14 protein-coding genes and 3 pseudogenes are annotated in these 24,348 nt (G+C 64.0%); 5 read left to right on the top strand and 12 right to left on the bottom strand.

What is annotated here, in order from left to right; translation table 11 throughout:
* Positions 1-89: 89 nt before the first annotated feature.
* The 7 genes and pseudogenes from BTE28158_RS14240 to BTE28158_RS14210 form a co-directional block, all read right to left on the bottom strand.
* Complete coding sequence (locus BTE28158_RS14240; RefSeq protein ID WP_151052485.1) at positions 90-341, bottom strand: hypothetical protein; 252 nt, start codon at positions 339-341, stop codon at positions 90-92.
* Positions 338-886 (bottom strand): hypothetical protein, encoded by a 549-nt coding sequence (locus BTE28158_RS14235; protein WP_151052487.1) that lies wholly within the window; start codon positions 884-886, stop codon positions 338-340. The genes BTE28158_RS14240 and BTE28158_RS14235 overlap by 4 nt, the downstream gene beginning before the upstream one ends.
* A 26-nt stretch (positions 887-912) precedes the next feature.
* Positions 913-1,122: pseudogene (locus tag BTE28158_RS14230) on the bottom strand (ShlB/FhaC/HecB family hemolysin secretion/activation protein); the annotation flags it as partial.
* Positions 1,119-1,391, bottom strand: a complete 273-nt coding sequence (locus BTE28158_RS14225) for a hypothetical protein (RefSeq protein WP_060310385.1) — start codon at positions 1,389-1,391, stop codon at positions 1,119-1,121. The pseudogene BTE28158_RS14230 and the gene BTE28158_RS14225, both read right to left, overlap by 4 nt.
* Complete coding sequence (locus BTE28158_RS14220; RefSeq protein WP_174919930.1) at positions 1,388-1,525, bottom strand: hypothetical protein; 138 nt, start codon at positions 1,523-1,525, stop codon at positions 1,388-1,390. Before BTE28158_RS14220 ends, BTE28158_RS14225 begins: the two co-directional genes overlap by 4 nt.
* Positions 1,526-1,625: 100 nt before the next feature.
* Positions 1,626-1,838, bottom strand: a pseudogene (locus BTE28158_RS14215) (ShlB/FhaC/HecB family hemolysin secretion/activation protein); the annotation flags it as partial.
* Between the two features lie 394 nt (positions 1,839-2,232).
* On the bottom strand, positions 2,233-11,331 hold the full coding sequence (locus BTE28158_RS14210; RefSeq protein WP_174919929.1) for a hemagglutinin repeat-containing protein: 9,099 nt from the start codon (positions 11,329-11,331) through the stop codon (positions 2,233-2,235).
* A gap of 330 nt (positions 11,332-11,661) precedes the next feature.
* Between BTE28158_RS14210 and BTE28158_RS14205 the strand changes: the two are divergent.
* A pseudogene (locus tag BTE28158_RS14205) lies at positions 11,662-12,270 on the top strand (Tn3 family transposase); the annotation flags it as partial.
* A gap of 159 nt (positions 12,271-12,429) precedes the next feature.
* Here the strand turns inward: BTE28158_RS14205 and BTE28158_RS14200 are convergent.
* Both BTE28158_RS14200 and BTE28158_RS14195 read right to left on the bottom strand, forming a co-directional pair.
* Positions 12,430-13,734 carry a HipA domain-containing protein gene (locus tag BTE28158_RS14200; RefSeq protein ID WP_151047984.1) on the bottom strand — a complete coding sequence of 435 codons (1,305 nt, stop codon included), beginning with the start codon at positions 13,732-13,734 and terminating at the stop codon, positions 12,430-12,432.
* Positions 13,724-14,008 (bottom strand): helix-turn-helix domain-containing protein, encoded by a 285-nt coding sequence (locus BTE28158_RS14195; RefSeq protein WP_059602554.1) that lies wholly within the window; start codon positions 14,006-14,008, stop codon positions 13,724-13,726. Before BTE28158_RS14195 ends, BTE28158_RS14200 begins: the two co-directional genes overlap by 11 nt.
* Before the next feature lie 404 nt (positions 14,009-14,412).
* On the opposite strand from BTE28158_RS14195, the gene BTE28158_RS14190 reads away from it, so the two are divergent.
* Entirely contained in the window at positions 14,413-15,123 is a 711-nt protein-coding gene (locus BTE28158_RS14190) for an MgtC/SapB family protein (protein WP_124901604.1), read from the top strand.
* A 57-nt stretch (positions 15,124-15,180) separates the two neighbouring features.
* On the opposite strand, the gene BTE28158_RS14185 is transcribed toward BTE28158_RS14190, so the two are convergent.
* Positions 15,181-17,370, bottom strand: coding sequence for a hybrid sensor histidine kinase/response regulator (locus BTE28158_RS14185; RefSeq protein WP_151047985.1), 2,190 nt, complete (start codon positions 17,368-17,370; stop codon positions 15,181-15,183).
* A gap of 533 nt (positions 17,371-17,903) precedes the next feature.
* Positions 17,904-18,224, bottom strand: coding sequence for a hypothetical protein (locus BTE28158_RS14180; RefSeq protein WP_124625365.1), 321 nt, complete (start codon positions 18,222-18,224; stop codon positions 17,904-17,906).
* 579 nt (positions 18,225-18,803) lie between these two features.
* Between BTE28158_RS14180 and BTE28158_RS14175 the strand changes: the two genes are divergently transcribed.
* The 3 genes from BTE28158_RS14175 to BTE28158_RS14165 all read left to right on the top strand — a co-directional run bounded on the left by BTE28158_RS14175 (position 18,804) and on the right by BTE28158_RS14165 (position 22,789).
* Positions 18,804-19,577 (top strand): class I SAM-dependent methyltransferase, encoded by a 774-nt coding sequence (locus BTE28158_RS14175; RefSeq protein WP_151047986.1) that lies wholly within the window; start codon positions 18,804-18,806, stop codon positions 19,575-19,577.
* A 344-nt stretch (positions 19,578-19,921) separates the two neighbouring features.
* Positions 19,922-22,333 (top strand): phosphoenolpyruvate synthase, encoded by a 2,412-nt coding sequence (gene ppsA / locus BTE28158_RS14170; protein WP_151047987.1) that lies wholly within the window; start codon positions 19,922-19,924, stop codon positions 22,331-22,333.
* A gap of 288 nt (positions 22,334-22,621) precedes the next feature.
* Positions 22,622-22,789 carry a hypothetical protein gene (locus tag BTE28158_RS14165; RefSeq protein ID WP_170296389.1) on the top strand — a complete coding sequence of 56 codons (168 nt, stop codon included), beginning with the start codon at positions 22,622-22,624 and terminating at the stop codon, positions 22,787-22,789.
* A gap of 63 nt (positions 22,790-22,852) precedes the next feature.
* On the opposite strand, the gene phaZ is transcribed toward BTE28158_RS14165, so the two are convergent.
* Positions 22,853-24,067 (bottom strand): polyhydroxyalkanoate depolymerase, encoded by a 1,215-nt coding sequence (gene phaZ, locus BTE28158_RS14160; protein ID WP_151047988.1) that lies wholly within the window; start codon positions 24,065-24,067, stop codon positions 22,853-22,855.
* Positions 24,068-24,348: the final 281 nt, after the last annotated feature.

Below are 24,348 nucleotides of genomic sequence, written 5' to 3'. Positions count from 1 at the left end.
GCCGCTTTTAACGGACGTAGTCGAGTTCTAATTCAGTTTCGATTGAAACTAACAACGGACCCGGCATATTGCCGGGCCCGTTTTTAAGACTACCGACCTGATCTCTTCTTTTCAGTGAACCAAGTCACCGTGCCCGCGAAAAAACTGAACACAACTACAAACACAGCCATTCGCTCGACTCGATTCCACGTTGGCAATCGATATGGAATGTCGTGAAGCAACCATTGCAATGCAGGACCGGCGGCAAGTTCTGAGATGGAAACGCCAATTCCCATAATAGTGAGCCAAAGCAACACGTTGTATACCCAGCGAAACCATTCAAAGCTGGTCTTGGGACTCATTTCTTTGCAGCTCCGTCAAGCCCGTTCTGTACCGTTGCGCCTGCTTTCTCTTGCACCACACCTCCCAAAATACCGGCCGCCCACGATGGAATCATACTCGGCGGAACATATTTCGATATCCCCAAGCCAAGGTTCTGCCATTCCTGTCGATACCATGGATTGAGGAATTTATTCAAACCAGACTCAGCTCCCGCACCCAGGGGATACCCAAACGCCGTTCCCACAGCAGCCCCCGCCATCGCCGAATTCGGGTTTTGCCCTTGCATAGCCGAACCCGTCAGCGCACTACCAACTCCCGTCATGAACACCGGAACAAATTTCATCCCCGTGGAAGCTGCACCCGTCGCGCCTGCCAACGCAAAGCTCGTCCAGTCAAACGGCTGATTGCCCATCAGTTGGACACCTCCATTAGCCCCCAATCCGAGCAGCCCGCCTACGCTCACCATTCCTGCCGACGCGAGCGGACCACCTGTTACCAAACCGAGTCCGATCTTGTGCTCGCCGGTCTGCACCGCACCGAGATCCCAGTTGCCGCCGACGTTCATGCCGAGATTGCCACCAACCGACAGGTCGACGGCAGCGTCGGATACCCGGCACTCGCCGTCACGCCCGAACGCACCCCGGGCGAGGAGACGGCGCGCTCGCGCTCGCGCGCCTCCTCCTGCTGTCGCGTTTGCTGGTCGTTGCCCGGAATTACCAGGCGCGAAGCTTCCTGTGCAAACACACCGGTCGCAACGAAGGTGGCGGCCGGTAGGAGCGACAGTCGCAGAGCAATTTTCATTTTGACTTGTCAGCGTCTTCGTTGTCGTTCGTTTTGTAGCTATCTCGCGCCTTCTTGTAGCTGCGGTCGAAGGGCTTAATCTTCAGCATATGTGCTCGACTGGAAATCCCTCCAAGCGCCATTGTCGCAAAACCAAGGAGAAATGCCCCTGCCCTGATCCAGCGGGGTATTTGGTCGAGCCCAAGTCCTGCCAACGCCAAGGCTAAGCCCGTCAGAAAAAGCACAACTCTTAGCCATCCTGCGAAATTACCGTCCTCGATCAATCTCATTTCTTTTCCTTGTTGGCACTCGGACCAAAAATCGAATTCAATTGCTGGCCGATCCAGTTTCCGACCGTTGTTGAGACCGGTTGCTTCTTGATAGCTTCGGACGCTCCATTGATGACCAACGATGCGATCGGCACCTTGTCTCCGATCACCTGACCTTGTGCTCGCCGGTCTGCACCGCACCGAGATCCCAGTTGCCGCCGACGTTCATGCCGAGATTGCCACCAACCGACAGGTCGACGGCAGCGTCGGATACCCGGCGCTCGTCGTCACGCCAGAACGCACCCCGGGCGCGGAGACTGCACGTTCGCGCTCGCGCGCTTCTTCCTGCTGTCGGGTTTGTTGGTCGTTGCCCGGAATGACCAATCGCGGTGCTTCCTGCGCCGACACACCAGTCGCGATAAGCAGCAGTGCTACCGCAACAGAATTCCCCCGGTGAATAATTCTCATATGTTTTTCTAGAAAAGTGATCGCATACTACGAATGGGTCGTGCATGCTATCGATGCATCACCTTCAATCGATCTGTGTGAAAACATCAATCCGGCTCGCCCCGGCAGATTGATGCAACAACGTCTATTTTTCAAGGGAGCATAAAAACCCACTGCGATCTCAAGAGATTCGCCAATGCCGAAAAAACCAGGCTTACTCCCGCTGAAATGGCGAGGCTAATATTCGGCTCCATGTACGATACCCATAAAATCAATGCCACCCACAAGAATGCGGTTGATTTAAGCCAATACAAAAATTTTTCCTTTCTTGATTCGACTTTTCTTGCGCCGAACATAAGCCATGTCACGAACATCGAACCCAGAGTAATAAAAACAACCCCTATCCCGAAGTTCATTATTTCTTAACTCCAAAGTTTTCCAAAGTGTTCTTGAACCCCCACCACGAATTCGTTGCCGGATCAACCAGCGGATCGACCGACCCACCTAGTCCAGTAGCATTTCCGAGCGGAATTCCAGTCTGCTTGCCTGCGTATGTAGGAGCAGCCTTGGTTGCGCCCAGCACAGCTTTTTCAATCCATCCACTTGCTTCTCCGGCCCATGCACTTAGGTTAGCGCCATAGATTCCACCGAGTCCTCCACCGAGAAAGCCGCCGATAGCCTCTGCCGTGGTAACAGGCTTACCCGTAGCGTAATTGATCAAACCAGTGATTCCAAGCCCAGTCACCGCTGCTTTACATGCAGTACCTCCAGAAACTATACAAGCGGTCGCCGCAATCGCGGTTTTTCCAGTACGCTCATATGCGATATTCTGATTACGCAATTCTGCATCGGTCAGCCCTGTGTCAAGCTGCTGCTGCCCGGCGTTGTACGCGTCCTGGTTTGGTTTGATGTACTGGCTGTTGTAATCATGATTCGCATACTGAGGATCATTCTTGGGCCCGTCGCAATTCAGGCTTTGGCAACCAACAATGCTACGAATTTCCCAATCGTGTTTGCCGCCAGACGCTTCTGCTGTCTGCTCGTCGGAATTGCGCAGGATTTCAGCCACAATTCGCCCTTCGGCTTCCTGCACGCTGATTCCCAGCTTCTCTGCCACGATCTTCGCATCCTTTTTCGCCCGCGCGTATTCGTCCGGATGCAACTGCCGATTGAAGCGATCCACGTTGTAGCCCGAGAACGCCTCCGACTCCCCACCCACGGCGGCGCCGGCCCCAGTCGCAAGCGCGTTCGCCACGATGTTGCCCAGCGCCTGATTCATATTGGCGTTGCCGGTCGGATCGCTGCCGGCGATCGCGCTGCTCAGCTCGTTCAGCTTGCCCGATGCGATCGATGCAATCGCCGCGCCGGCAGCGCCGCCTACTGCGTTGCCGCCAGCCAGTCCGGACACCAGCGCCGCGCCCGCGCCTTGCATCAGTGCGCGGTTCGCTCCGCCTTCCTTCCACGCGTCGACGCCTGCCTGGTCGCCGTTGGCCGCCGCGTCCTTCATCATCTTGTCCGCGTAGTCCCCGATCCGGCGAGACACCGCCTCACCGGCCGCGCTCGCCGCTGCCATCATGTCCGCCTGTTTGGCCAGCAGATTCTGCATGTCGGGCAGTTTGGCAACCGTACCATTCGTGTTCGTCGTATCGCGGTTCAAGCTCGCCACATCCTGCTTCTGGTTCGCCGAATCCGTGATCGTGACCGTTCCGGCGCTGACGCCGCTCTTCGTCGTCGCACTGTCGCTGCCGCTGTCGTTCTGGCCGAGCATGGGCGCGGCACCACCGGCATTCTTGCCCGACGTGCTGCCGTGCGTGCTGTAGTTCATCCCGCCGTCGCCGGTCGTCGCGCCCGCGCTGAAGCCGCTCGAGCTCGCGTCGTAGTGCGACTGGTTCTGGATGTCGGAGTAGGAGAGGGAACCCGTCGTCAGCGAATTCTTCGACGCATCGGCGGCGCTCGCAATCAGCCCGCCTTTCAGGTCGGTATTGCCGGTGACGTTGATATTGAAGCCGCCGTCACCCGCCTGAATCCCGGCTTGTTCATTAACGCCCGCATAACTGCCCGACGCATTGCCCTTGCTCTGGCTGAAGCTCGCACTGGCGCCGCCCTGACTGATGCTGAAGCCGCCGCCAGAACTCGACTGATGCGCCGCGCTCGACATCGTATCCTGCACACTCGCGATGTTCAGATTCCCGCCCACATCGGCGTTCACCTGATTGCCCTTCACATTCGAGCCGATGATATTCGTATCGCCGCCCGAGATGATCGTGACGCCGTTTGCCGCATTCATATGACTGTTGTTCTGCGTGGCCAGATCGCTGTTGCCGTCGCCGTTGGCCTTCGACATCGCAGCGGAAACACCGAACCCACCCGTGCCAACCGACACGCCCACGCTCGCGCTCTTCGATTCATTCGTGCTGCGCGTCGAGTCGGTGTCCGTCGTATCGACGATATTGACCTGATTTTTCGCCGCAAGAATCACATCGTTCGCGTTCACGTTAGAGCCGGCGATCGTCACATTGCCGCTACCCGGCTGCCCGTTCCCCGTTGCCGCAAATGCCACCGTTCCGCCCGCATTCACGTTCGAGCCGCGATTCGTCACGCTGTTCTCGGTAAATGCACTCTTGCTATGGCTGCTGCCGACGCTGACCTCGACCTTGAACTGCGGCGTCTCGCCAGCCCCCAGCGATCTAACCAGATCGCCTGCGGCTACGTTTGCATCCCACGCCGCGCTGGCCGCGGCCATCCCGTGCAGCGCCGCTGCACGGCCATCCTGGCTATTACTGGACGCACGCGATTGACCCACCGCATTCGACACCGCGTCGATTACCGGCGCCTTCAGCGCCAGCGTCAGGCCGCTCTTCGACACTTCCTGCGTCTCTCCGCGGTGGTTCGTGTCCTGCGCGGCGTCGATCGTCACGTTTGCGCCAGTGCCGCTGAGATTCTTCGCTGCGATCAGGTCGCTTCCCGTCACGTGCAGGTCGTTTCCAGCGGTGATGCTGATGTTGCCCTTCAGCGAACCGATCGAACTGGCGTTGTTCGACACCTCGGTCGTCTGACTGGTCGTCTTCAGCGAACTGCTGCCGATCGACACAGACAGGCCACCGCCCGACATCAGCCCGGACTCCTTCTTGTCGTAGTAGCTCGACGACTGCAAGGTATCCTGCGACGTCGTAACCGTCACGTTACGCGCGGCCGTGAGTGCAACGTCGTTCGTTCCGACGATGGTACTGCCCTGAACATTGACGTCCTTCCCACTGACGATGTTCACACCGTCCGCTGATACGAGACTACCCTGATTCAGCGTCATCGTCTGGTCGATCCCGCTCGCGACCTTCACGCCGCTCACGACGTTGCTGTGGCTATGCGTCTCGTGTGAGTTCAGCTCATGCGTTTCGGTCGCCGCGCCGATATTCACGTTGCCGGCCGCCAGCAGGTTCGCGTTGCCCTTGTCGAGGCTAATCGCACTGCCGTTTACGGTAATGTCCTTGCCCGACACGATATTCACCGTGTCGCCGCCCTTGAGCGTCGTCCCGGTCAGTGCTTGATCCAACGTATGCAGCGTCTCCGCATAGCTGCCGTGACTGTCGCTGCCCGAACTGTTGCTGTTCACAGTCGAGGTCGCGGTTGCGGCGCCGAGCGTCACGTTGCCCTGCGCCGCGATCGTGCCACCCTGGCCGAGGTCGATCTGTGCGCCCTTGGCGGTAAGATCGCCGCCAACGCCGATCAGTGAAGCGCCGCCAACCTGCACCGAGCTGCCGGTCACTTTGTTGATGTCGGTATTCGACACGCCGTTCGCGCGCTGCACGATCTTGTGCTCGCCGGTCTGCACCGCGCCGAGATCCCAGTTGCCGCCAACATTCATGCCGAGATTGCCACCAACCGACAGGCTGCCCGCGTTCTGCTGGAAGTTGCCGCCGGTCACGATCGACGCGTCGCCTGCGACGTCGAGTTTGGCGGTCGGCCCGAGCGTGGTCACCACGCTCGTCGCGCCGTCGCGGCTCACCCGCGTGTTCGTCTTCGTCGCCGTATCGAGAATCAGGTCTTTCCCGGCATCCAGCTGCAGGCTGCCGGCCTTCACATTGGCCGACGTCAGGTCGATGTTGTTCTCGGTCTTCAGCGACATCAGCCCGCCGCTTTGCAGCGCGCCGAATGCGTTGTCGATCTGCTTGCCCTGAATTGCCAGCGTTTTGTCCGCCTTGATCGTGCCGCTGTTCGTGAATGACTGTGCGTTCTGGAAATCGATGTTCGTCGCGCTAATCAACGGTCCGTCGATGTTCTGCTGGCTGGCCTTCGCGAGATACACGACGGGCACCAGCACCGACTTGCCGTCGACCACGCGCGTCTCCATCATGATCACGTTGCTGGTCAGCTTCGACAGCTGTTCCGCCGACAGGCTCGCGCCGATCGGCAGATCAAGCGACTTCGACAGATCCGCGCCGGCCGCCATCAGCGACTGATACATGGTCTGCAGGTCTGCGTACGGCCCAAGCACCGCCTTGCCGGTCAGCGCGGTCACTTCGTTGCGCACAAGCTGCTGCTCGTAGAAACCGTCGCCGAGGCGTTTCGGGATGTGCGTGAGGTCGACGCCGAGCTGACCGAAGAAGTAGTCGCTCGAGATGAAATTCTTCTGGTTCGTGAACGCCGGGTTCGTCTCGATCACGTAGCTCGCATTCGGCGCAGTCGTCGGCTTGAACAGGCCGCCCTGCGGAATGGTGAGGTTGTTCAGGACGTTCAGCGCCGTCGCGCTGGCGATGATCGGGTCGACCGGCGCCGACGGACCGCCATGCACTGCCGACGCCCCCGATTTCGCACCGCTCGCGCTACCGCTCAGGTTGCCAGGCGTCAGGCCGGGCACCGACTGCCCGGGCAGCAGACCGAGTGACGGAATCGATGCATTACCCGCCGTGTTGTTGACACTGACGCCCGTTCCCGAAATCGTGCCGTTCGAACTCAACGTCGAGTCGTAGCCCGGCAGCTTGTAATCCTTGATCGACGCCGGTGCCGCCTGCGTATAGCCGCCCGGGCGACTGCCGACGAACGGCGCGTTGCCGAACGGCAGTTGCCAGTCGTGCTCGGAATTGTCGTAGTTGTTGTAGTGATACTGCCCCGAGTAGGAGACTGTCACGCCCGGCAGTTTTTGCCCGGACGCCACCCAACCGTCCGCGTCGTAGTGCGACGGAATCTTGATGTCGCCGACTGCCGCGATATTGCTCCAGTAATTCTGCAGCGTGCCGACCGACGACGCGTCGATGTTCCCGCCCGACACGATCTGGCCGGCCGCACTGATGCCTGTCACGGTCGTCGCCGTCGCGCTGTCCGCGTAGTAGGTCGTGAACTGATACGTGCTGTTCCACTGACCGCCGTGGGGCGGCTCGGTGTAGACGCCGCCGATGCTGTCCGGATCCTTCACGCCGATCTGGCCCGTGCGGCCGCTGATCGGAATCCCGAACTGCCCGAGCAGCGATGGATCGATCGAACTGGTCGAGGTCGTCATCACGCGGCGTGTGTTCGTGATCTTGTCGGCGTGCAGCTCCATGTTACCGCCCGACTGGATCAGCGCCGACGCGTTGTTCACCAGCGCCGCGTTCCTGTAGTTACCGCTCGAGTCCTTGCCGCCCGCCAGCACGACCTTGCCCATGCCGAAGATGGCGGTCGTGGCCATCGTATCGGCCGCGCTCGTGTCGTCGCGGTTCTCGATGTCGTGCGCGAGGAGCTCGAGCGTGCCGTTGCTGTCCGATGCGCCAATCAGCGCGGTCGGTCCGAGGTTCGAGATCGTACCCGTTGCGTTGAGTGACGCGCTGGCACCCACGAGTGCACCCGTATTGGTCAGGTTGGCCGATTGCGTGTGCAGCAGGCCGCCAGCCGTCAAGGCACCGACGTTCACGATATTGCCCGCATTGACACTCAGGTCGTTGACAGACTGCAGGTTCGCATTGTTCGTGAAGGTGCCGGGCAGCGTGAAGGTGAGATCGTGCCCGACGTTGAACTGCGTGTCGGCCGCCGCCGTGTAATCGCCCTGCAGGTTCACGTTCGCGTCATGCGCGGCGCTGTAGGTGCCACCGCCTTGCAGCGTCGCCGCCGTCACCGTCAGGTCGTGCGTCGAGCTGATTTGCCCGCTCGCGTTGGTGATCGCGCCGCTCGTCGTCACGTCGACATTGCCGCTCGAGTTCGCGACATTGCCAATGGTGCCGCCGCTGTTGTCGAGGGTATTGCCCTGGACATGCAGCGCAGCGCCGCTGAGCTGGCCGCCCTGCGTGTTGCTGATCGACGCCGCGCTGACCGTCACGTCGCCGTTGCCGGTGATGGCGCCCATGCCCGATACGCCGCCGGCGTGGCTGTTCGTGATCTGGCTGCCGCCCTGTACGGTCATCTTGCCGGCGCCGAGGTCGACAATGGCGCCGTCCGCATTGTTGATCGAGGCCGATTGAATGTTGAGCGTACTGGCATCGCCCGCGGTCGATTGCCCGGCCTGAATGTGGCCGCTGCGGTTCGACAGAGCGCCGCCGCTCGTCAGCGAGAACGAGGTATCCGACCGCAGCAGTCCCTGCGCGTTGTTCACGTCGCCCGAAATCGTGGCGTTGATGCCGCGTTGCGCCGCCAGGATGCCGCTCGCATTGTTCCAGCTGCTGGCGTTGACGACGGCTTGCCCCTTCGTCACGATGGTGCCCGACGCGTTGTTCAGCGCGCTGGCTCCGTTGCCCGGTGCGATTGTCAGCGTGCCCGCGCCGGCATGCGTAATGGTGCCGCCCGCGTTGTTCAGCTCGGCCGGCGTGAGCGTCAGGTCCGTACTGTTGGTCTGGATTACGCCGGCGGCCGAGTTGTCGAGCGTGCCGATGACGTTCATGCCCATCGCCGACGAACCGTACTGCGTGATGGTGCCGCCGCGGTTCGCGAGGGTCGCGGCTGTCAGCGTGAGCTGGTTCGCTTCGAGTTTGCCGCTGCTGTTGTCGAGCGTCGAATCGGCCGTGACCGACAGGTTCGGCGCGACGATCGAGCCACTCTGGTTCGTCATCGAACCCGTGTGGATCGTCGCGTTCGTGCTGGCGCCGATCTGACCGCTGTCATTCGCCAGCGTACCGCTGGTGACGCTCACGTCCGTGTTCGACAACAGCTTGCCGCCTGCATTGTTCAGCGTGCCGGCGACGGTTGCCGCCAATCCGTTCTGCGCGCTGATCGAGCCCGACGCGTTGTTCAGCGTGCCGGTTTGCGCGACGACTCGGCCGTTACTCGCGATCGAGCCGCCGACGTTTGATAGCGAGCCGGATTGGCTACCGAGCGTCAGCGCGCCGGTGCCGGCATGGGTGATGGTGCCGCCGTCGTTCTTCAGCACTGCTGGCGCGAGCGTCAGGTCGGTGCTATTGGTCTGCAGCGTGCCGCGGCTGGAATTGTCGAACGTGCCCGACACGTTGACGGCCATTGCGCCGGCGCCGGTCTGCGTGATGGTGCCGCCGTGGTTCACGACATCGGTTGCGTTCAACGAGACCTGAGCAGCCTGCACGGTGCCGGCGCTGTTGTCGAGCGTCGTGCCGCTGAGCGTCGCCGTCTGGCCGACAATCGAACCACCGCTGTTCGCCAGGTGCGCGTCGGCATCGACCACGACGGCCTGGGCGGCCTGCAGCGTGCCGCTACCGTTGTCGACCGACTCGCCCGCAACACGCAGATTCGTATTGGACGTGATCGCGCCGCGGTTGACAACGTTTGCGCCCTGGACCGACACGTCACCGTTGCCGCCGATGACGCCGCCTTGCGCACCGTTTGCCGTCGTACCCGCCGCGTTCGTCAGTTGACCGGTTGCGCTCAGCGTCAGCCCGTCACCGTTCAGCGAAGTGATCCGGCCCGCCGTGTTGTCGATCGTGATCCCGTCGACCGACGCGTGCCCGGCGCTCTGGATCGTGCCTTGATTGTTCGCGATGGCGCCACCGCGCACGTCCGCCGTGCTTTCGGAGACCAGTTCGCCGGACTGGTTGGCAACCTGGCCGGCCACGTTGACCGACAGCGGGCCTTGCGACGAGACCTTGCCGCCCTGGTTCGAGAGGCTGCCGCCGGAAAGCATGGTGCTGCCGCCGCTCGACAGGCTGCCGTGATCGTTGATCACCGTGCCCGACGCGTTCGCCGAGACAGCCCCTTGGGCGCTCGTCGTCGCGTTTGCGAGATTCACATCGCCGGCTGTCGCGCTCAGCGACAGATTGCCGTTCGCCGCGGTCTGGCTACCGGAGAGATTCACGTTGCCGCCGGTCAGCGACGCATTGCCGCCCGCGACGTTCTGGCCGGTCGCGCTCAGCTGGCCCGACGCCGTCACGTTCAGATCGCCGCCGCGTCCGACGGAGCCGTCGTTGTTCACGCCCGCGCCGAGCGTGCCCGTCGAGTTGACGCTGCCCGCGTTCACGGTCGTATTCTGTTGCGCGGCGAGTGTCCCGGTGTTCGTCAGATCGGCGGCGGTATTCACCGACGCCGACTGTTGCGCGTATGTCGTGCCGCTGTTCTGGATGCCACCGGCAGCCGACAGTGCGAGGTTGCCGCTCGCCGTGGTCTTGCCCGTCAGCAAGAGCCGGCCGTTCGACTGCAGCGTCAGGTCACCGGCCTGTGCGGCGATGGTACCGGCGTTGGCCACTCCCACGCCGTTCTCGTTCGAGGCGAGGACGATTCTATTGCTATACATGCCGCCCAACTGGCTCACGTCGATCGCGACCGCCGGAGCGGAGCCGTCGCCGGCGATCGGTGTCGCGGCAAGCGTGTCGCGATTGACCTGGGACGCGCCTGCGATCACGTTCAGGTTCTTCGCATAGATGGCGGAATTGACCTGTACAGCGCGGGCGATAAGGTCCACCTGATCGGTACCGGTTGCGTTCAAGCCGGCGCCCGAGACGGTCACGAGCCCGCGGTTGACGTTGTATCCGGCGAGCGAACCATCGGCGCCGTAGTACGGCACGCCGGTCGTCAAGGTCGCGCGGCTGGTATTCAGGAAGGTTCCGCCGTCCACGAAGATCCCGGACGGATTCGCCAGGATGAGCTCCGCGCGAGCGCCTGCGATCTCCAAAGCGCCGCGAACTTGAGAGGGGTTCGGACTGTTGACCTGGTTGACGATGATCCGTGCGGCCTGCCCGGCGCCGTAATTCGGATTGCCGTTGATCCAGCCCGCCTGCTGGGTCTGGACCATCGTGGCCGAGTTGTTCAGGATTGCGCCAGCGCGCTGTACGTCGAACTGGTTGTAGGTGTTGACCGATACGCCTGCACTCGAGGGACGCGCCACGTTGACCTGAGGCAAGCCGTTCGGCGTCTGGATCACATGCGTGCTGGTGCCCGGCGTCGGAACGATCTGCGCATCGGACAGGGCAGGCAGCATGCCGAACGCGGCAACGCCCGCGACTACGGCGCGTGTGCCCGACATCGATGAGCGCCGCCGTGCGCGCGCCTCACCGGTTGCCGATTTGCCCTCAGCCGTCGCCGTCTCCGCAACGGCCACCACCATACCCCGAAGCCTGGAATACACCAGGCGATGCGTATTTTTGTTCATTCTTGCCGACGCGGCCCGCGCCTATTCGTTGGATTATTTTGCGCGAGCTTACTAAATCCCCGAAAGACGACTGTCAACAATTTCCAAGCCGTTGACGGAAAAAGACAAATTCCGGTTTTCAGACGCGTCCGATTGACGAGGCACGTTGCTGGCGTGCAGCGGAAAGCCGAACGAAAAAAAGCCGACGCAAACGCGTCGGCTTGAAAATGTTCCAGTAGGTCGGGGAACCCGGCCAGAACCTGAGAGGCCGGCATCATCCCATACGCGGCAACCCGATGTCTCCGGCGTCGCCTTCGGCGTCATTCAGCAGCAACGCCGCCGCGCTACTAGCCCGATCGCCGCCGACGCTACAAACACATCGAGTCACTGTTTCGCGCAAGCATCGATTGGTCCTTGATCGAGCGGCATTTCCCGGACATGCTCCGCGTCGCGATCTCAATCAAGGCCGGCCGAATGATGCCCTCGACGATCCTGCGACGGCTTGGCTCTGGGAGTGTGAAGAACAAGCTGTACTTCGCGTTTCGCGAGCTCGGTCGCGTGATCCGGACGATGTTCCTGCTGCGCTACATCAACGACCCGGAGATGCGCCAAACGATTCACGCGGCGACCAACAAGAGCGAGCAGTTCAACGACTTCTCGAAATGGCTGATGTTCGGCGGCGAAGTCATTGCGGAAAATCTCCGGCACGAGCGGCGCAAGGTCATCAAATACAACCAGCTTGTCGCGAACATGGTGATCCTCTACAACGTGCAATGGATGTCGAGGACGCTGAAAGCGCTGCAGGAGAAGGGGCATCCCGTCGACGCCGACGTACTGCAGGCGCTGTCGCCGTATCGCCGCGACCACATCAATCGGCTCGGGTCATATCTGCTGGACCTTCATCGCAAAGCTCCGCCGCTCGACCCGTCAATATATTTTTCGTTTAAATCAGCCGCTTAAGTACTTTTTGGCGAAAATTTCGCGAATCCCGGCCGACCCTCCGGCATGTTCGGTCGGAAGGGGCGGCGCTGCGGTAGCGAGGTGCGTGACGCGCGCGCGTCGAAGTCCCGGACGAGATCGGAGCAGGATGCAGGGCGGACGCCGCCTGCGCGTCCCTGCTCAATCGCGCGTCCGCCGAAGCGCGCGCCCCATCTCGGCGATCGGCATCGCCGAGATCGAATTCAGCAACCGCGTCTCGCCGGCGTCCGGGCGCGCGATTGCCCGCACGTCATCGAGCGTCTGCGCGACGTGGCGATCGAGCGGTTCGAGAAAGCGCCTCAGCTCGCTCTCCGCCGCCTTGTCCCTGAGCCCGATTGCCTGTCCGAACGCGATCAGCGCATCCACATCGATATCGACAAATCGCGTCGCGGTGCCGAGCGGCATCGTCAGTTCGCAGTGCGGCCAATGATCGCCACGATGGTCGGGCCGGTGCGTCGGCGTGTGATACACGACCGTGCTGACGATGTCATAGAACGGCGCAAGCCGGTAACCGCGCGCGTCGACGAAGAACGACAGGTTCTTCAGGTGCGCGTCGGCATTGCCGACCACCACGTTGAACACGGTCCAGCGGAATACCGACAGGCGTGCCAGCGCGCGCGTGCTGGTGCGGTCGATCGCGCGGGCAAGCTCCTGCGCATTCGCGCGCTGGTACTTGAAGCCGCGGTCGTAGTTGAGCAGCTGCATCGCGTCGATCGTATGCACGCGCCCGGCCGGCGCCGACGCGACGTCGCGGTCGAACCGGTCGATCACGTAGCACGCGGATGGCGCGCGCAGGAAGTGCACGTCGGGCACGTCGAGCCCCATCCGCTTCGCGAGCTTCATGCAGAAGAATTCGTTGATCGCCGAGTGCGGGTAGCCGGCCGCGCGCATGTCCGGCTTGAGCAGGTGCATCGACGGCTCGCTGCCGACCGGCTCGTACAGCGTGTAGTCGGATGCGTTGCCGCGAAGCACCACCAGCAGCTTCTGCTGCGCGCCGGCCGCCGACATGCGCTTGGGTGCGGTGGCCGTCAGCGCGCGCTCGGGCATTGCCTGGATCCGACGTTCGAGCTCGTCGAGCGGCAGTGGCTGCAGGCTGCCGGGCGCTTCCTGTTCGCCGTCGGCCAGCAGCGTCAGCGCGCCGGCCGATTCGCGCCCGAAGTACGCGAGCAGGCCCCACGCGTCGGCGGCATCGACCTTCGCCTCGCGCGCGAGCGACGTGCGCATGCCTTCCTCCGGCAGCAGGTTGTCGAAGAACCACTGGACCGGGCGATCGGTAGACGTATCGGTGAAGGTGCCGGCGCGCAGCGCGAACGCCGGCGACAGCGGGTAGGCGGTCGGGGACGCGAGCCATTGCGGGTCGTACGCGAACGACCAGATGCCTTTGTCGTCGGTCAGCGTGCCCATGCGCTCGCCGTTGGCGGAGGCGATCAGCGTTCTAGCCGCCATGGCTGCTCCTGCGGCGTTGCGCGGCCTTCAGCGCGGTGGCTTCCGAAATCTCGACCGACGACTCGGCGTACAGGCGCACGCCCAGCTCGCCGAGCAGCATCATGACCTTGCCGATTTGCGCGGTCGGCTTGCCGGCTTCCACCTGGCTGATGAATTTCGGCGACAGCCCGGTCGCGTTCGCGAGTTCGTCGCGCGTGAACCCCTGCTGGAGCCGCGCCGCGCGGATGAGGTGGGCGAGCGCGCCGATCGTGTCGACGGACTGGGACTCCGACATGACGTTCTCCGTACTTCGTATCTGATCGGGAACAGTATTGCACAACTCGACGGCCTGAGCAGCATTTCGTATCCGTACAGGAACGAAAGTCCAGTAAAAGGACTCGGAACATCGTTTCGTACCCGAACGGGAACAAAAGCTCGTAGAGCTGTATGTTGAAACCGCCTTCGTATCCAATCGAATACGAAAAAGTGTCGAGCCGGCCAGGCCGGCGAGGACGCATGGCGCCGACGGTTATCCGCCGGCGGCGATCACGGTCAGTGGGCCAACGTCGTCGTCGACGGCCCGCGCGGCGCGCGTCCGTCATTCCACAAACAGGTCGGGCCCGAACCTTGCGCCCCGCAAGCGCCGCCCGCGGCCGCACCGCGACGTGTCACACATGACGAATTGGGAGGGAGGCGCGCATGGAGCCGATGCCGGTCGTACTTCAGTGGGATGCGGTCCTCGTCAGGATCGCCCTCGCGCTGGTCGCGGGCGGGCTGATCGGTCTCGATCGCAGCGAATCCGGCAAGACGGCCGGGCTGCGCACGACGATCCTCGTCTGCCTTGCCGCGTGCCTGTCGATGCTTCAGGTCAATGCGTTGCTGCTGCAGGCCGGCAAGCCGCAGGGCGCGTTCTCGGTGCTCGACCTGATGCGCCTGCCGCTCGGCATCCTGACCGGGATGGGCTTTATCGGCGGCGGCGCGATCCTGCATCGCGACGGCCTCGTATCCGGCGTGACGACAGCCGCGACGCTGTGGTTCGTGACCGTGGTCGGTCTGTGCATCGGCGGCGGACAGTTGTCGCTCGGCGCGCTCGGACTCGTGCTCGGACTCCTCGTCGTGTGGCCGCTGCGGCTGGTCGAGCAGCGCGTGCGGCGCGTCAGGACGGCACTGATCACGATCGAGTACGAATTCGGCTCGCCGGCGCGCGAGCGTCTGACGACCGGGCTGCGCGACGCTGGCTTCGCGTGCCGCACGCGCGGTTTTCGCGAAACGGCCGCGCGTGCGGCGCGCGAAGAGGAACTGTTCGTAGCGTGGCGCGAACCGACCAATGCCGATGCGATGCTGCCTCAATTGATCCGGATCGCCGAATTGGCTGGCCTGACGTCGATCCGTTATTCCGCGGAGAACTGAGCCGCACGACGCTTTCCGAGCGTAGGTTGGCTGCGTGCCCGGTGTCCCGTGCCCCGTTCAGCGTCCGGCTTCCGCTCCGGCGCCGTCGTGCGAATCGCCGTTCGGGTTGGGCGGGCTCATCGCGAGATGAAGTGCGGCCGGGTCGACCGGTTTCACGAAATGCTCCAGAAACCCGGTCGCGAGACAGCGTTCGCGATCCGCGTTGCGGCCATAGCCGGTCAGCGCGAGAAAGATGCACGGCGTGACTTCGTTGATCGCCTTCAGCCGCCTCAGCAGTTCATAGCCGTCCATCACCGGCAGCCCGATGTCGAGGATCGCGACGTCGGGACGGTAAGCGCGGTACGCGGCCAGCGCGGTCACCGGGTCGTGCACGACGGCGACTTCGTGACCGGCCTCGCGCAGCCATTGCGCGAGTGTCGACGCGGCATCCTCGTTGTCGTCGACCAGCATCACGCGCCGGCCGGTGCGGCCCGGCGCCATGTCGCGGATGCCGTGCGGCGGCTGCGGCGCGGCCATTGCCACGGCTTTCGGCCGGTACTCGGGCAGTGAGATCGTAAACGTGCTGCCGCAGCCGGGTCCGGCGCTGTCCGCGCGCACCGTGCCGCCGTGCAGGGTGACGAGACTGCGCACGAGCGCGAGGCCGATACCGAGGCCGCCGTGCGCCTGCTTCGCGTCGCCGTCGAGCCGGTAGAACGGCTCGAAGATGCTGTCGAGGCGGTCGCGCGGAATGCCGGCGCCGTTGTCGCTTACCTCGACGAGCGCGGTGCCGTCGGCGCCGCGGGCCGCGCGCACCGTGATGTCGCCGCCCGGCAGCGTGTATTTCGCCGCGTTGGTCAGCAGGTTCGCGACGACCTGCGACAGCCGCACCGAGTCGCCGTGGCAGCGCGCGTCCGGATCGGTGTCGACATGCAGGCGGTGACGGCGCTGCTCGAACAGCGGGCTCGCGACCTCGACCGCGCGGTCGACGATGTCCGCGAGCTGCACGGGTTCCTTCTTCAGCGTGATCTTGCCGCGCGTGATGCGCGACACGTCGAGCAGATCGTCGATCAGCCGGACCATGTGATCGAGCTGCCGCTGGATGATCGCGATCTCGTTCGGCGTCGCCTGGCCGTCGCGATGGCGGATCAGCTCCAGCGCGAGCGAGATCGGCGTCAGCGGATTACGCAGCTCATGGCCGAGCACCGCGAGAAACTGATCCTTCGCCTGATTCGCGTCACGAAGTTCGCCGAGCAGCCGGTCGCGCTCGGCATTCGCGGCGACGAGCTTCTCGCGCGCGGCGACGTGCTCGGTCACCTCGACCGCGCTGACGATCACGCCGAGCCCGTCCGCGAGCGGCTGCGGATTGAAGTGCAGCCGGTACACGCGGGCGTCGTCCGGCTCGGGCCGGTCACGGTGCTCGCTGATCGTCGTCGAGCGGCCCAGCGTGCGGGCGGTTTCCAGCGCGCGCACGATCGCCGGCGTATCGCCGCCGGGTAGCACCGACGTCAGCCGCTGGTCGACGATGTCGGTCCGGCCGCACAGCTCCGAGAAACGGTGATTCGCGAGCACGATCCGGTGTGCGGCGCCCGACAGCAGCGCGATCGGCAACGGCGCGTGCATCAGGACGCCATTGCGTTGCTGCTCGGCGTCCTCGCGACGGCGGATCTCGTCGCTCAGCGCGCGCGAGCGCTGCTGCGACAGCGCCAGCGTCAGGTGCAGCTCGTTTTCGTCGTTGCGCAGCGATGCGTCGGGCAGGATGCGGCGATGCAGCGCGCACACATGGCGGAACGTCTCCGATTGCTCGGCGCTTGGAAACACGTCGCCCGGATAGCCGCAGTAAAGCGAGAAGCGATGTTGCTCGATCAGCTCGTTCCATAGCGCTTCGAGCCGCAGCGCACCGGCGTACCGCTCCTGCGCGCACAGCAGCGCGACCATTTCGCCGAACACATGCACGGGTCGGCCGGCGCGGACCGCCGCTTCGACGATCGTGCCGATCGAGCGGCGAAAGCGCGCGGGGTCAGGGAGGTCGCCGTCCATGAAGCTGTCGAGCAGCGTCTGCGCGCTCGACATGAAGATGCGCTCGCGGGCCGCGTGGCCGATCGGTGCGCCGAGCGTGCGCAGGCGTTCGTGCACCGCCGCGAGGCAGTCGGGTCGCGCGATCACGATCGCGCTGCCGCCCGCGCGCAGCGCATCGGCCGCGAACAGTGCGACTTCCGACACGAGCTGCGCATCGGACTCGTAGAACTGGACGAAGTGATCGGCCCGCATCGGTGCCGATTCCAGCAGGGGAGATGCAGTTTTCATCGCTCACGACCAGACAATGCCGTTGGCGGCCGGCGATTCCGTGCCGCAGCCATATCCGGGCCGACACGAGCAAGCTGCGTGCCTCGCGCGCGCCCAGGCCCGAGGGCCGTGCGGCATGAGCCCGGCATGCGCGGGCGGTGCCGGGTGACGCTGCGTTTGTAAATTCTGCCGCGGATCGCAGGACGGATGCTCGATCAGGGTGGCGCGGTAGAGGCGGCTCGCCGGTCCGTCCCGAGCCGGAGTGGTCTCGCCGGTCAGTGACAAGGCCGGACGAACCCGCGGCGCGTCGGGTGGCGCGGCGCAATCCCGGCGCCCGAAGGCCAAATGCTCAGAACTTTACGCGCAGCCCGTGCGACGCGCGGCGACCGGTGCTCGCGGTCATATCGATCGATGGAATCGTCCGATGGACGCGAGCCGGGTCACGGGGGGAGGGATCTTCCTATGCAACGGGGTGCCGTGCGGCGCGAGGCCGATGTGCTACGCGCGAACGCCTGTCATCAGGAAAACGTCGTCGCGACCATGATGCCGAACACCAGGCCGAGCGCGATGCCGGTCAGCCGGCCGTAGATGGATGCGCGCACATTGTCGTCCAGCTCGAACGGCGAGCGCTTGTGCTTCCATACCGTGCTGAATGCCACCGGACGGGTCAGCAGCACGGTGCATGCGATCAACACGGGTGTCGCGACGAGCATCGCGATGCGCGGCCCGTTCCAGTCGACGCCATGCATCATCAGCGAAACGAGCACGGCGAGCGGCACCTCGACGCACAGGCCGAGCAGCGATCCGCCGACGAAAGAGTCTCCCGGTGATTGGAGCATGGTCGTCCGTCCGTTCGAATGAAAGCCGCACCCGTTTGCGAGCGGCTGAAAGGGCGACCGCGGTCCTTGTCGGAGGCCATGGTCGATCGTGTGGCCGGATGTTAAGGCAAATTGTCGACAGGTTGTCGGCTATTCAAGCTATTTAACAAATGTTCGATGGAAACCGGGTATCGTGCGCGGCACGGGACGAGCGCGCCGTGGTACAAGTCGGGCTTCGCACGCTTCGTGCGCGACGCGGCGCGGTACGCCGGCGACGCGCGTCGGGCGGCCTGAGCGGCAGCGATCAGCGAACGACAAGGACTCGACCGCACACCGCTCAGGCCCGAAAACCCGATCTGAACGCGATTCGACGGCGCGCGTGCAGTCGCAAAGCATTGCCGATCAATTTCCCGGCCGGTGCGCTGAACGAGTCGGCATGGATCCTGTCGCGATTCGACGGCTGCTGGCGCTGGTTCGCGGATCGGGACGATTCGCGGTGGTATCCGGCGGCCTTGATGTTCCGGCGCACGGAGCCTTGGCGCCGGGACGACGTGATCGAGCAGTGGCGCGTGCACTTGAAACCAACCAGGGGACTGCAACATGATCGAACATCTGACCAATCATCCGGCGACGATCGCCTGCAAGGTGTGCGGTGCCGACGCGGACATCTGCGGCGTGGTCGATTTCTCGCGTTGCGGCGCGGACATGATCGCCGGGAAAAAAGTCGATCCGTTCGTCGGCGTGCCGATCTACTACTACGCGTGCAGGCAATGCGGGTTCACCTGCACGCCGGCCTTCGACCACTGGACGCACGATGATTTCGCGCGTCACGTGTACAACGACGACTACGCGCGCCACGATCCGGAGTATCTCGAGCATCGTCCGCAGCAGCATGCCGACCTGATCTGCACGAGCTTTCCGTCGATGCGGGAGAACCGCATTCTCGATTTCGGCTCGGGGCTCGGGCTGCTGGAAAAGAAGTTGTCCGCGCGCGGGTTCGCGGATGTGACCTCGTACGATCCGTTCAGCCATCCCGTCGCGCCGCAGGGGCAATTCGATGCGATCCTGTCGTTCGAAGTCTTCGAGCATCATCCGGATCCCCGCAGCCTGTTCGCCGACATCATCCGGTACAGGGGGCCCGCCGGCGCACTGCTGTTTCAGACGTCCCTGATCACGCCGGAGATCCTTGCGCGTGGGATCGAGCAATGGTGGTACTGCGTGCCGCGCAACGGGCATATTTCGTTCTATACGAGCCAGGCGCTGACGCTGCTGGCGACGCAGCATGGGCTCGAATTCGGCTCGTTCAGCCCGGAATTGCACGTGGTTTTCGATCGTGCGGCGGCGCCGGGGTGGCTTTCGAAGTTCTTTCAGTGAAATGGGGGGTTCAGTCAGCCGCGACATCGGTTGCCAGGAATCCGAGACGCCATTGTTCAGGAGGCGATCCATCATCCCGAGCCGGATATCCACACCACGCACGTCGCCCGGCAGGCGTGAGATCGGCCTCATTCGCGGCTTTCACCGTCGATGCCGTCCGGCCACGGAGATGAAGCCTCGCGCGAGGCAGTGCCGTTCGCGCGTCGGCCGCCGTTCTTGATGCAGGTCACGTGAGACGCCGAAGCGTCGGATCAGGATGAACGTGTTCGGCCGACAGCGCCGGCCAATGCCGGCCCGCGCCTGTCGCTCCTCGCGGCTCGGCCGCGGCCATCGGAGGGCTCGTCATGGATCACGGGAATGCACACGTCGTCTGGTTCGACGACCTGCGGCGCGGCGACGTGGCGCGCGTCGGCGGCAAGAATGCGTCGCTGGGCGAATTGATCGGCAACCTGTCCGCACAGGGCGTGAGCGTGCCACCCGGGTTCGCGTCGACAGCGGACGCTTACTGGCGATTCATCGATGCAAACGGATTGAGGCAAGCCATCGGCAGCACGCTCGAGGCATTCGGCGCACGCAAGATGGCGCTCGCCGAGGCCGGTGCGTCGATCCGGCAGGCGATCCTCCGCGGAGACTGGCCCGACGACATCGCCGACGCGATCCGGGACGCGTATCGGCAACTGTGCCGACAGGCCGGCGGAGACGACGTCGATGTCGCCGTGCGCTCGAGCGCGACCGCCGAGGATCTTCCCGACGCGAGCTTCGCGGGTCAGCAGGAAACCTATCTGAACGTGCGCGGTGAGCATGCGCTGCTCGCGGCGTGCCGCCGGTGCTATGCGTCGCTGTTCACCGACCGCGCGATCTCCTACCGCGAAGAAAAGGGCTTCGATCACTTGCGCGTCGCGCTGTCGATCGGCGTGCAGCGGATGGTGCGTTCGGACCTCGGCGCGGCCGGCGTGATGTTTTCGCTCGACACGGAAACAGGATTCGACAAGGTGGTGCTGATCAGCGCGGCATGGGGGCTTGGCGAGAATGTCGTGCAGGGCACCGTGGACCCCGACGAATACGAGGTCTTCAAGCCCTTGCTCGGCGATCCGGCGTGCACACCGGTCATCGGCAAGACGCTCGGCGGCAAGGCATGCAAGCTGATCTATGCGCGCGACGAGAATGCACCGACCCGCAACGTGCCGACCTCGAAAGCCGAGCGTGCCACCTTCGTGCTGGCGGACCGCGACATCCTGGCGCTTGCGAAGTGGGCCTGCGCGATCGAGGCGCACTATGGCCAGCCGATGGATATCGAGTGGGCGAAGGACGGCGTAAGCGGAGAACTGTTCGTCGTGCAGGCACGTCCCGAAACGGTGCAATCCCGGCGCGAATCCAGCGCCATCAAGACCTACCGACTTGGTCAGACCGGCCGCAAGCTGCTCACCGGCGTCAGTGTCGGCGAGGCGATCGCGGCCGGCAGCGTGTGCGTGATCGAGAGTCCGCACGACATGGGGCGATTCGTCGACGGCGCGGTACTGGTGACGCACACGACCGATCCCGACTGGCTGCCGGTGATGCGTCGCGCCGCGGCGATCGTCACCGATCATGGCGGCCGCACGTCGCATGCCGCGATCGTGAGCCGCGAGCTGGGGTTGCCCGCCATCGTCGGCACCGGCAACGCGACCCGCATGCTGCACGATCAGCAGGAAGTGACGGTGTCGTGTGCGGAGGGCGAGGCCGGGTTCGTGTACGAAGGCATCGCGCAATATCACGTGGAGGCGATCGACCTGACCGACCTGCCGGCCACCCGTACGCAGGTCATGCTGAATCTCGCGAATCCGGCCGCGGCGTTCCGATGGTGGCGACTGCCCGCCGATGGAATCGGGCTTGCGCGCATGGAGTTCGTGATCAGCAACCATATCAAGGTCCACCCGATGGCGCTGGCCCACTACGACGCGCTGACGGACGCGCATGCGAAGCGCGAGATCGCTGCCCTGACGTCGGGGTACGACGACCCGTCGAACTATTTCGTCGACCGGCTGGCGCACGGCCTCGCGCGTATCGCGGCGGTCTGTCATCCCGCGCCGGTGATTGTCCGCATGAGCGACTTCAAGACGAATGAGTACGCGCATCTGGTCGGCGGCGCGCAGTTCGAACCGCTGGAAGAAAATCCGATGCTCGGATTTCGCGGCGCGTCACGCTACTATTCGCCGCGCTACCGTGACGGATTCTCGCTCGAATGCAGGGCCATCGCGCGGCTGCGAAATGGCATGGGATTCAGGAACGTGGTCGTGATGATCCCGTTCTGCCGGACGCTCGACGAGGCGGACCGCGTGCTCGAGGTCCTGGCCGCCAACGGACTGAAGCGCGGCGAAGACGGATTGCAGATCTATGTGATGTGCGAAATCCCGTCGAACGTCATCCTGGCGAGCCAGTTTGCGCAGCGCTTCGACGGCTTCTCGATCGGAAGCAACGATCTGACCCAACTGACGCTCGGCGTAGACCGCGACTCGGCGGAATTGGCCGGGTTGTTCGACGAACAGAACGAAGCCGTGAAGTGGATGATCGCCCGCGTGATTGAGTCCGCCCGCAACGCGGGGGCGAAGGTCGGCTTGTGCGGCCAGGCGCCGAGCGATCATCCGGCATTCGTCGATTTTCTCGTGGCGTGCGGCATCGACTCGGTTTCCGTCAGCCCTGACAGCTTCATCGCGGTCAAGCGGCGCGTGGCCGTCGCGGAAAGCGCTGCGCCCGGTGAGCGTGCGTCGCCGGAATGAGCCACATCCAGTCGGCGTCGCCGCGAATTGTCGCGACCTGCTCGCGTATCGAAAAGAGCGCCGACGAGCGTTCGCCGCTGACGAACGCGTCGTCGATCTGACGAAGCCGCCGGATTTCAGCAAATGCACGGAAATGCGCGCAACCGGCACGCGCAGCCGCGCGTACTCGAGCGCTTCCCGTGCGATCCGATAAAGAACGGAGGCTGCCGCGGCGTCCACGCCGGTCTCGGTTAGTTCGGTATCAATCTTCACCCCATATCGCGAGAGCAAATCTTGCGCGAGCACTTCGTGAAGCTCGGAAGCGAGACGGGTTCGTTCGGCCTCGCGGATACGCTGCAATGTGCGCGCCAGTTCGCGCAGCGCGTGTCGCGATTCACGCCATTCCCGCTCGGTCGCATTGCGCCGCGTGACGTCCTGGAAGGTCAGCAGAACCGACGCGCGGGAGGATTCGGCTGAACCGACCGATTCCCGGGCGTGGCGGCGCGCACACGACCGTACCGGATCGGAATGAACGCAGGGTCACGCCATGCCCGTGCGCGGTCGGCCATCTTCCGAGCGAGCGAATGCCGCCTGCAGTACAGGATGCACGTCGGTGAGCCAATGATCGCCGGTAAAGAGTCCGTAGTGGTCGCAGTCGTCGATGTCGACGCGTTGCCGCGCATTCGCTGCGAGACCGCTGCACATGGCCAGCGCGGCATGGGTCTGGCCGGCACCGGTGACGGCATCGCATTTGCCTTCAACGGTCATCAACGCGATCGAGCGCAGCGCGGCGGGATCGACCAACTGGCCGTGAACGTGCCAAGTCCGGTTTGCCAGGCATGCCCGCTGGAAAACGATGTCGACCGTATCGAGGAAGTACTCGGCGGGCATGTCGAGGAGCGTCAGGTATTCCCGCAGCGCGCGGCGTGCGGTTGCGAGTGCGTTGGCGTCGCCGCTCGACACCGCTCGTCGATAGCGATCGACCAGCGCCACGTAGTGTTGCGGATAGGCGAGCGCGATCTCGGCACGCTGCAGATAGGCCGGAAATACCTGTCGTCCGTATCCGGCGAAGCCGTGCGGCACCGTCTCGATCAGCGTGGCGCGACACCAGTCGAGCGAATGCGAGCGGGCCGCGATCCCGAGCGCACTCGGATTGATGCGGGCATCGAGGGGGCCACCGATCAACGTCAGGCTCGCCGGCAGCGCGGCACCGCGTTGTGCGCGCAGCGCAATGGCGCCGAGCGACGGAAACGTCGCCTGACAGACCGCGACGACGTGCACCGGGCGCGCGTCCGCAAGCAGGGTATCGATGAAACCGTCGAGCATCGACACGTATTCGTCGAGGCCGAATCGGCCCGCGTCGCGCGGCACATCGCGCGCATTGATCCAGTCGGTGATGCAGACGTCGCCGTCGGCCAGCAGGGTCTCGACCGTCTCCCGCATCATCACGGCCACATGGCCGGCCAGCGGCACGCAGAGCAGGATCACGCGTTGCGCACCCGGGTGCGAGAAGCGGCGCAGCGTGCAAAACGGAGTGTGCCCGACGATCGTTTCGTCGAGGTCGATGCGACGGCCGCCCACGTCGATCGACTCGATGGCGAACCGTGGCGCGTCGGGCTGCAGGTCGAGCAGGGGTTCGAACAGGTCGGCGTAGCACGACGACGCGGCATCGGGCCAAAGGCCGCATGTGAACCGCGCCACCGTGTCCCACGTTCGCAACCATTGCCGTTGCTGTTCGATCAGGTCATACCACATGGCGCATGGGCGAGAAGTCGCGGGAAATTCGGACAAGCCTACTGTCGCCGGATCATGCGGCGACGGGTTGACTTGCATCAGCGTCGCCCCGATCGCCGGTGCATAAGCTGGTGTACGGATCCCGGACGGATGCACGGAGTGGAACATGGACACGTCTCGACGCATGCTCGTCGTCTTCTACTCGAGCAGTGAAACGACGACGGCGGTCGCGCGCCGGCTTGCCGACCGCGAACGGCACATGAGCGCGTAGCGGGCAACGTGACGGCGCGGACGACGCGCGC

Origin of the sequence: Burkholderia diffusa (genome assembly GCF_902499115.1) — a bacterium.
Classification (GTDB): Bacteria; Pseudomonadota; Gammaproteobacteria; order Burkholderiales; family Burkholderiaceae; genus Burkholderia; species Burkholderia diffusa.
This window is presented reverse-complemented; position numbering and strand designations above follow the sequence as displayed.